Annotated in this window: 7 protein-coding genes and 1 rRNA gene; 5 read left to right on the forward strand and 3 right to left on the reverse strand. The window is 50.6% G+C overall.

Features of this window, described 5'->3' with window-relative positions; genetic code table 11:
• Nucleotides 1-59 precede the first annotated feature (59 nt).
• From C1A08_RS07200 to leuB, 3 genes are all read left to right on the forward strand, one after another.
• Nucleotides 60-1,133, forward strand: a complete 1,074-nt coding sequence (locus tag C1A08_RS07200) for a zinc-dependent metalloproteinase lipoprotein (RefSeq protein ID WP_101572383.1) — start codon at nt 60-62, stop codon at nt 1,131-1,133.
• A 5-nt stretch (nt 1,134-1,138) separates the two neighbouring features.
• Nucleotides 1,139-1,510 carry a hypothetical protein gene (locus C1A08_RS07205; RefSeq protein WP_101572385.1) on the forward strand — a complete coding sequence of 124 codons (372 nt, stop codon included), beginning with the start codon at nt 1,139-1,141 and terminating at the stop codon, nt 1,508-1,510.
• A 74-nt stretch (nt 1,511-1,584) separates the two neighbouring features.
• Nucleotides 1,585-2,646 (forward strand): 3-isopropylmalate dehydrogenase, encoded by a 1,062-nt coding sequence (gene leuB / locus C1A08_RS07210; protein ID WP_055206401.1) that lies wholly within the window; start codon nt 1,585-1,587, stop codon nt 2,644-2,646.
• Nucleotides 2,647-2,771: 125 nt separating this feature from the next.
• Here leuB and C1A08_RS07215 read toward each other — a convergent pair whose 3' ends face one another.
• The 3 genes from C1A08_RS07215 to C1A08_RS13090 all read right to left on the reverse strand — a co-directional run bounded on the left by C1A08_RS07215 (nt 2,772) and on the right by C1A08_RS13090 (nt 4,972).
• A complete protein-coding gene (locus tag C1A08_RS07215; RefSeq protein ID WP_101572387.1) occupies nt 2,772-3,383 on the reverse strand; it encodes a hypothetical protein in 612 nt (203 codons plus the stop codon).
• Nucleotides 3,384-3,402: 19 nt separating this feature from the next.
• The gene (locus tag C1A08_RS07220) at nt 3,403-4,593 is read right to left on the reverse strand and encodes a 6-bladed beta-propeller (protein ID WP_101572389.1); all 1,191 of its coding nucleotides are present in this window, start codon (nt 4,591-4,593) and stop codon (nt 3,403-3,405) included.
• Nucleotides 4,594-4,654: 61 nt separating this feature from the next.
• Nucleotides 4,655-4,972 (reverse strand): hypothetical protein, encoded by a 318-nt coding sequence (locus C1A08_RS13090; RefSeq protein ID WP_145996534.1) that lies wholly within the window; start codon nt 4,970-4,972, stop codon nt 4,655-4,657.
• Nucleotides 4,973-5,260: 288 nt separating this feature from the next.
• Between C1A08_RS13090 and C1A08_RS07225 the strand changes: the two genes are divergently transcribed.
• The gene (locus tag C1A08_RS07225) at nt 5,261-7,000 is read left to right on the forward strand and encodes a hypothetical protein (RefSeq protein ID WP_257937062.1); all 1,740 of its coding nucleotides are present in this window, start codon (nt 5,261-5,263) and stop codon (nt 6,998-7,000) included.
• 814 nt (nt 7,001-7,814) lie between these two features.
• Nucleotides 7,815-7,927: ribosomal RNA gene (locus C1A08_RS07235) — 16S ribosomal RNA — on the forward strand; the annotation flags it as partial.

Raw genomic sequence — 7,927 nt, forward strand, 5'->3', positions numbered from 1 at the left:
AGGGAATACCTGAAACCGCGCGTGCCGGTGGCACGGCATAAACAGAAAATATCGCAAGGATGAAAAAAAGTATTTTATTCGGAATCTGGTTATTCGTGTCGTGCCTTACGGCTTGTACGGACAAGACGGAAAGCGGTGGGTCGGGAGGTTCATCGGGAGGCTCTTCGGGGTACGAAGGACGGCCGCTGCCGGTCGTGTTCCATGTGCTGTACGAGGATGCGACCGACGCGCAGCAGAATCCGGCGCAGTCGGTTTTCGTGCGGCATATCAACCGGTTGAATGCGTTTTATGCGGCTACGCTTTTCGGCGGAGGCGCGAGCGTCGCCGTCGACGTGTCGTTCAAGCTTGCCGCGACCGATCCGCAGGGGAACAAAATGGCGGAGCCGGGGATACACCGGGTATCGTACGCCGGCGCAGGGTCGATGGATCCGGTGGCTTTTATGGATTCGAAACATCCGGAGGGATCGGCCAATGCCGGAATATTCTGGGATCCGAACCAATACGTCAATATATGGGTGTTCGGCTTCAAATCTTCGCAGGAAGAAGCCGATGCGGGCGCTACGGTGACCGGAATCACGCATTTGCCGTTCGCCGCTTCCCGTTATCCGCTGGACGGGTTGGTACTCGATGAAAAGGATGTTTATCAGGACTATCTGCCTACTTACATGCATGGCATGACGCTGAATAATAGCTTCTTCAGTGAGGAAGAGGGCGCTTTCACGCTGTGGCATGAGATGGGGCATTATCTCGGTCTTTTCCATGCTTTTGCCGACGGACAGGGTGATCTGTGCGCCGACGTGGACGATTACGGAGACGACTATTGCAGCGATACGCCGAAGTACAGCCGTCCCGAGTATATGGTGCTGTTTAACGAATTGAATAAGCCCGAAACGACCGAAGAGGAGTGGAAACAGCTGGAATACCGGACTTCCTGCAGCGGCGTCCGTTTCCGTTCGACCAACGTGATGGACTATTATCTGGGCGACCGGACATCCGTGACGGCCGATCAGCGCGACCGGATCGACTTCGTGTTGAATCACAGTCCGCTGATTCCGCGGACTTCGACCAAATCGGTCGCCGACCGGCCGCTCGCCGATCCGGCTCTGGAACCGAAACCGATTCTGATGGAGTAGAAGTTATGAAAACGTTCGCTGGATTCATCGTCGGGATTATGTTGGCCGGGAGCGTCTGCGGCCTGGGGAGGCGGCATCCGCAGCCGGCCCTGCCGGGCGGATTTCCGGCGAAAGGGACTTTCGTGCTGACGGATGCCGACGGACGCGTCCGTTTCGATCTGGAGTTCGGGAAGGACAGTCTGCGCATGTTCCGGTACCGGATCTCCGATGCGGCCGACAGCCTGCGGTATGTCTCTGCCGAGCAGTCGTCCCGCGGCCGGAAAACGGTTCGGATCGAAGAGGCCGCCGGGCGTCCGTTTCGTCCGGGCGACCGGGTGACGGTCGTGCTGAAGGACGGCCGCCGGAAAACGTGGCGCTATACGCCTTATTTGCCGTAGGGGGCGGGAAAGTCCGGAGTCGGCGGAACGGTGCGCGAAATGAATGGATTACTGATTTGTAAATTGAATAAATGATGGAATTGAAAATTGCTCTTTTGCCCGGGGACGGCATCGGCCCGGAAATCGTGGGCGAAGCGGTAAAGGTTTTGAACAGCGTTGCCGCAAAGTACAAACACACGTTCAACTACCAGAAGGCGCTCGTAGGCGCTTGCGCGATCGACGCGACCGGCGATCCGTATCCGGCCGAAACGCACGCCGTTTGCCAGGGAGCCGATGTGGTGCTGTTCGGGGCGATCGGCGATCCGAAGTACGATAACAATCCGTCGGCCAAGGTGCGTCCGGAACAGGGGCTGCTCCGGATGCGCAAGTCGCTCGGCTTGTATGCCAACCTGCGTCCGTTGGCCGTGTTCGATTCGCTGGCCGATCGTTCCCCGCTGAAAACCGAGATCGTCAAAGGCGCCGATTTTCTGTGCGTGCGCGAACTGACCGGCGGTATGTATTTCGGTCGTCCGCAGGGCCGTAGCGAGGATGGCAATACGGCCTACGATACCTGTGTTTATACCCGCGAAGAGGTGGAACGCATCCTGCACCTGGCGTTCGGCCTGGCCCGCAAGCGCCGCAAGCAACTGACCGTCGTGGACAAAGCCAACGTGATCGCTACGTCGCGCCTGTGGCGTCAGATTGCCAAAGAGATGGCTCCGCAGTATCCGGACGTTACCGTCGAATTCATGTTCGTCGACAACGCCGCGATGCAGATCATTCAGCGCCCGACGCACTTCGACGTGATCGTGACCGAGAACCTGTTCGGCGATATCCTGACCGACGAGTCGAGCGTAATCAGCGGTTCGCTCGGTATGCTTCCGTCCGCTTCGGTCGGAGCGAAAGTGGCCCTGTTCGAACCGATTCACGGCAGCTACCCGCAGGCGGCCGGTAAAAACATTGCCAACCCGATGGCGACGATCCTGTCCGCAGCGATGATGCTGGAACACGTGGGACTCGAAAAAGAGGGAAAGGCGATCCGCGACGCCGTCAACAAGGCGATCGAGGCGGGCGTCGTGACCGAAGACCTCGTCAGCGCCGGAGGCAAGGCCGCTTCGACGACCGAGGTGGGCGATTTCATCGCCGCCGCCGTTTAGGTTGCTGTTCGGTGTTGTCTACATATAACAAGGTGCACTTTTTTTAAGTGCACCTTGTTGGTTTGTATTCGGAAATTCGGGGAGACGAAGAAAAGATTTCGATTTTAAAATCTACGAATGGTTTATTAGATAAAGGAGTACTTCGCTTTCAGTATTTGCATATAGCGTTTCATCACTTCCGGAAAAGATTTGTCAGGAATAAATAGCTCGCTTATATGTAGATCTGGATGGAGTATAAAACAATAAGGGATCTGTTGTTTATCCACCGGCAGAATTTTTTCGATGTTATATAGCGCTATATTTTTGGTCTGTATGGTTTTCGTTCCCTGTTTAAATGGATATGTTTCACTGTATCCGGCGAATATAATAGTTTGAATTGAAGCCGATTCTGCAAACTCGGCTAATTGGGAAAGACCGAATGCGATGCATTCGGAGCAATCGCGTTGCTGATAGCGGAAAATAAGCGCCGGTTTTTCGCATACGACTTTTTGCAAAGAAACCGTGCGGTCTGCAGTATCTTTTATCGGAATATCCTGAATTTTCATTCCGTCATATTCAAAAGTATAAAACAAGTTGCTTTCTATATATTTCAAAGCGAAATTGTCGGATACTATGGAATGAATGACAGAATCTTTGATGCGGATTTCTTTGTGCGAGATAATTGTACGGCGCATCAAAATGAGATCTGTAATAAGCAATACGATTAAAAGAAGAATTAAAACTCCATTTTTTCTCAACGCGAATACGATTTTCAGGTTAGTAGTTGTTCTTATTGTTTCCGGGCTCTCGGAGCTCGTAAAATACCAATACGGGATTGCTGTTTTCGGTTAAGCCGTCCATCACTTCGGGATGTCGTTCTTTCCAGGCGGGAGAAGAACCGAGGATAATTCTGTAGGCAGGGATGACAGCCATAAAAAGATTTTCGTAACAAGCGCAAGAGCCGTTAAGGAAAATTTTTGTAAAGAAATCTTCGTTGTTACGTGGAGGCAGAGTTAACCGGTAGGTTTTGCCGGTCGTTTTTGAATACAGGTAAGGCGCTATGATTTCACGCGGAGGTGTGGAGATATTGAATAAAGCGAAATCTTTTCCGTCCGCATAATCTCCGTAAAAGAAAGAATTCGTTTTATACATCTTTTCCAGGCTTTCCTGGGTGATGTCGGGCGGTAAATTGCAGGCGCCATTGATGGATGTCATATTCAGGTGATATTTTCCCGTTAACTGCCCGTCGGGAGTCGCCTGGTAGATCGTATCGCAAAAATAAGGATTGATCTGAATGTCGTTTCCGAATTTTTTCAAAGTGGGTTTCGTGGACGAAATGGCGAGATAGCGGTTCTGAATAGCGCTGCTTTCGGGATTAAAATTACGATCCATAAATAAAATTAGATTGTCGGTATGCTTGGAACCGGGCGATACGGCTTCTGCCGGATTCTCTCTGTATGTTGCGCCGACCGCTTTGTCTGCCGAGGCATATTCGAGCGTCAAAAACGTTGTCGGAATCTTTTTGCTTTCTATGAAATTTCCAGCCAGGTCGAAAAAAACTACTTTTTTCCCTAAATCGTCGACGATCGCGATTTTTTGTCGGTCAGGGGTTAGCGTTACGTGGAATAAAGATATGTATTCTTGCGGACCTCTACCTTGGCGGTGAATGATCGCTTTGTTTTTTCCTGTTTTATCGAAAATGAAAACAGATTTCGAATGGAGTTTATCCACCAGAATTATGTGATCGTCCGTAATAAGTGTTTGCCAGAGCTCCCCGATTGGAAAATTGTCGGTAGAATCTAATCGAACGAACCGATAGTTGGCAATAACGCTGTCTATGTTTATGGTATTTTTATCATCGAAAACGACTTCTCTCATTCCGGAAATGTCGGTCATTGCCTGGCGATCGTTTTTTGATACGCAGCACCAGAAAAAAAATAGGGTGAATAAATACAGGGGAATTTTCATAAATAATTTTATTATTTATTCCGTACCGTCTTAAAAGACGGTACGGAAATTTGTCACTCGATTAAAGTTGAAGACATGCCGGTTCGGGAGTACAGGAACCACTGCCTGCCGTGCATGTATTACCATGCCCTTTGGTAAACTCTCCGGTAGCGGCGAAATACGGATTGCCCTGCGAATCATAGAGAACTTCATACACAGGGCAATCGGCAGTGTAAGGGACGGATACTCCTTTCGAGCCTTCTGATTCGCTTCGGGCTAAAGCTTCTATACTGCCCATGGTGATCGATTTGATTGATGTGCTTTTGTCGGTAAGATAAATAGAAGCTCCAGCACAAAAGAGAACCAGCATAGAAAAACTTTTAAATACAAGCTTTTTCATAAAAATACAATGTTTTAAGGTTTATTGAAAATATTTTCGAATTTATATTATTTGTGAAATATAAAAAACTCTTGATTAGTTCTTTTTTTGTTCTTTTTTTTGATTTGTGGAGAGCATGATTTTCTATGAAACAGTAACTTTAGGCTGTTTATGTGATAAATATAGATTCTTTATTGTCCGGAAAATATGCTATTTTTGTGCAAACGGTTGCATTGACGCGAATGTCGAGTTGGCATGCCGTCCGATTATTTTGCTTCGGAATCGATAACCTAAAACCTTGTCTACCCCATGAGAAAAGAGATCATCCTTTGCGGTTTGCTGGCATGTGCCGTAGGTACGGTGCATGTGCGCGGCGGTTCATCCGACTATTGGAACCGACAGTTGCAGATCGGTTCTTTCCGACTGCCCCCTCCTCCGACGGGCTTTGTGCCGGAGTACCTCGATCTGAACGGGGACGGGAAGCCGGATGCGATCCGCAGCGTTACGCGGGACGATATTCCCGTGCTGTGGCTCGACGACGACGGCGATATGCGGGAAGGCGACCTCGAAGGCGATCTCGACAACGACTGCTTGCTGATCGACCGCGACAAGGACGGCGTTTACGACTTGGTCATCAAGTATGCCGACCTGGACGGCGACGGCCGGGCCGACTTGCAGTTGATCGCCGAGTATCCGAAAGAGGGCGTCGCGCGGGGATGGCCGAACGGGCACTACATGATCGTGCTGGATACCGACCGCGACGGGGTGTTCAACTATATCAACTGGAACACGATGTTGCTCGAATGCTGGGAGAAGTACGGCATCTCGGATTTTTATACCGATTACAGCGGGCAGTCGGCCTTTATCAAGATACATACGTCGACCGATCAGATGAAAGACCTGCGGCTGAACTGGGAGAATCCGTTCCTGTTCTACGATCCCGACCGCGACGGACTGTCGGAGATGGCGATCCGGATTGTCGATACGCCGCAGCCCGATCCGGCGGCTCAGGCCGACGGATTCGAGAAGCAGCAGGTTGCCGGCCGGGCCGATTGGGTATCGATCGCCGTCGATCTGGACAACGACAATGCGCCGGGCAACGATTTCGATTTCGACTGTACGCTCGGCTTTATGGGCGGCGGGTTCGATTATACGGATCAGGTGCACGCGTTGCGGAACATGCGCGGGTTGCCCGAGGCCGACCGCTTTTTCATCGACCCGCGTTTTCGCGAGCTGACCGAACTGATTTATGCCGACCATAAGAACGCCTGGAATCTGATCTATCGCCGGGGAGAGTGGAAGCAGGCCTACCTGGTGTTCGACGAGGACGACGATTGCGCCCGTTGGGAACGGGTCGAGTTCTATTATCCGATGGACCCGTTCAAAATGGGTTCGGGTAAAGGCGGCGTGGACAATCATCCCCAATCCGATTGGGCCGGCGACCGCGGGGAGTGGGATCTGGACAATTCCGGCGGAGGACGGTTGTATGTCGGCCGTTTCGACGGGCGTATCCACCTGTACGGCGCGGAGTGGGGGTGCTGGCGCATCGACCAAACGGCCCGTTATTTCCAGGGATACGACCGGTCGTGGCAGAACAAGGCTCCTAAAAGTTTCGCAACGGTCAAATATACCGATACCGACGATAACGGCTTTCTCGACTGCATCGAATACGATCTGGACGGAGATCGGGTTTTTGAGACGAAGATCGAACTGAAAGCCCTGGGCGTGGACGACAGGTGCGAACTGATCGACGTTTCGGATTTCAAATACGGCGATTTCACCCGTCTATATAAAAAGGTGTCCGGCAAGATGTGGGCGAATGCGGTCGCTGCCCGCAAGGCGGCCGAACGTTTCGGATTGAATACCCTTTGGTATGCCAAACTGCAGCAGCCTTCCTCGCTGCGCGAGCAATACCGCGACGGTTACTGGCTGCAATTCTATATTTATAAGGATCTCGAAAATTTATTTATGCGGGAAAACGATTCGGCGATGCTCGAAAAACTCCAGGCGGCCTATTTTTCGTCCGATTGGGCCCGGCTTTCCCGGTAGCGGATCGGAAATCCGCCGCCGGATCTCCGAATAATGCGGGCGCACCGACGGCCGGCTACCGTCCGGAACGACGGTTTTCGGACGCTTTCGGTCGACAGATACCGAAAAACGGATGTTTTTTCGGGAAATTTCCGGACGTTTTTTCGACGCGGCCGGCAGAACCGGACGGTGTAAGTGGCGAAATCCTACGGTTCGCGCGGTACGGATTTGCGGTAGCGATTCGAATTCCCGGAAAAAACGGCAGCCGATTTCTGCGGCCGTTTCCGACGAAATGTCGTATTCGGCGGGTTGCGTGCGACGGATCCTCGTATAAAAGCGAACTTTCGTGGTGTCGTTAATGCGTTTGTATATAACGGTTTGTACGTTTGGTCGGAAAAATAGTGAAAAAATGTTTCCGAAATATTTGGAAAGAAACTTTAAAAGTCTCTATATTTGCACCCGCTAAACGAAAGACAAGTCTGGCAAAGCGTTCTGAAAAGGTTTGAAAATTTTCAAAAAAAGATTTGGTAGTTTCGAAACGAACACATATCTTTGCGCCCCGTTAGACGATTGAAACGGAAGTTTAACAACAAGGTTCTTTAAAAATATTTCGAAAGTTTCTCAGCGAAAGTTTGGAGATTTGAAAAATACTCTTTACCTTTGTGGCCCCGAAAGTTCGATAAGAATTTTTCAGGGCGTTGAAACGACGAAATTTTGTAAGAAAAGAATAAGTTCTTTGAAGTATTTAAGCAGCTAAAGTTTATTCTTACCAGTCTGATAAAGACGGTAATAATTTTCAACATACCTTTGAGTAGAGCTAAGATTTAAATTTTTTACAATGGAGAGTTTGATCCTGGCTCAGGATAAACGCTAGCGGCAGGCCTAACACATGCAAGTCGAGGGGCAGCGGAAGAAGTAGCTTGCTACTTCTGCCGGCGACCGGCGCAC

The sequence above is a fragment of the Alistipes sp. cv1 genome (genome assembly GCF_900240235.1).
Lineage (GTDB): Bacteria > Bacteroidota > Bacteroidia > Bacteroidales > Rikenellaceae > Alistipes_A > Alistipes_A hominis.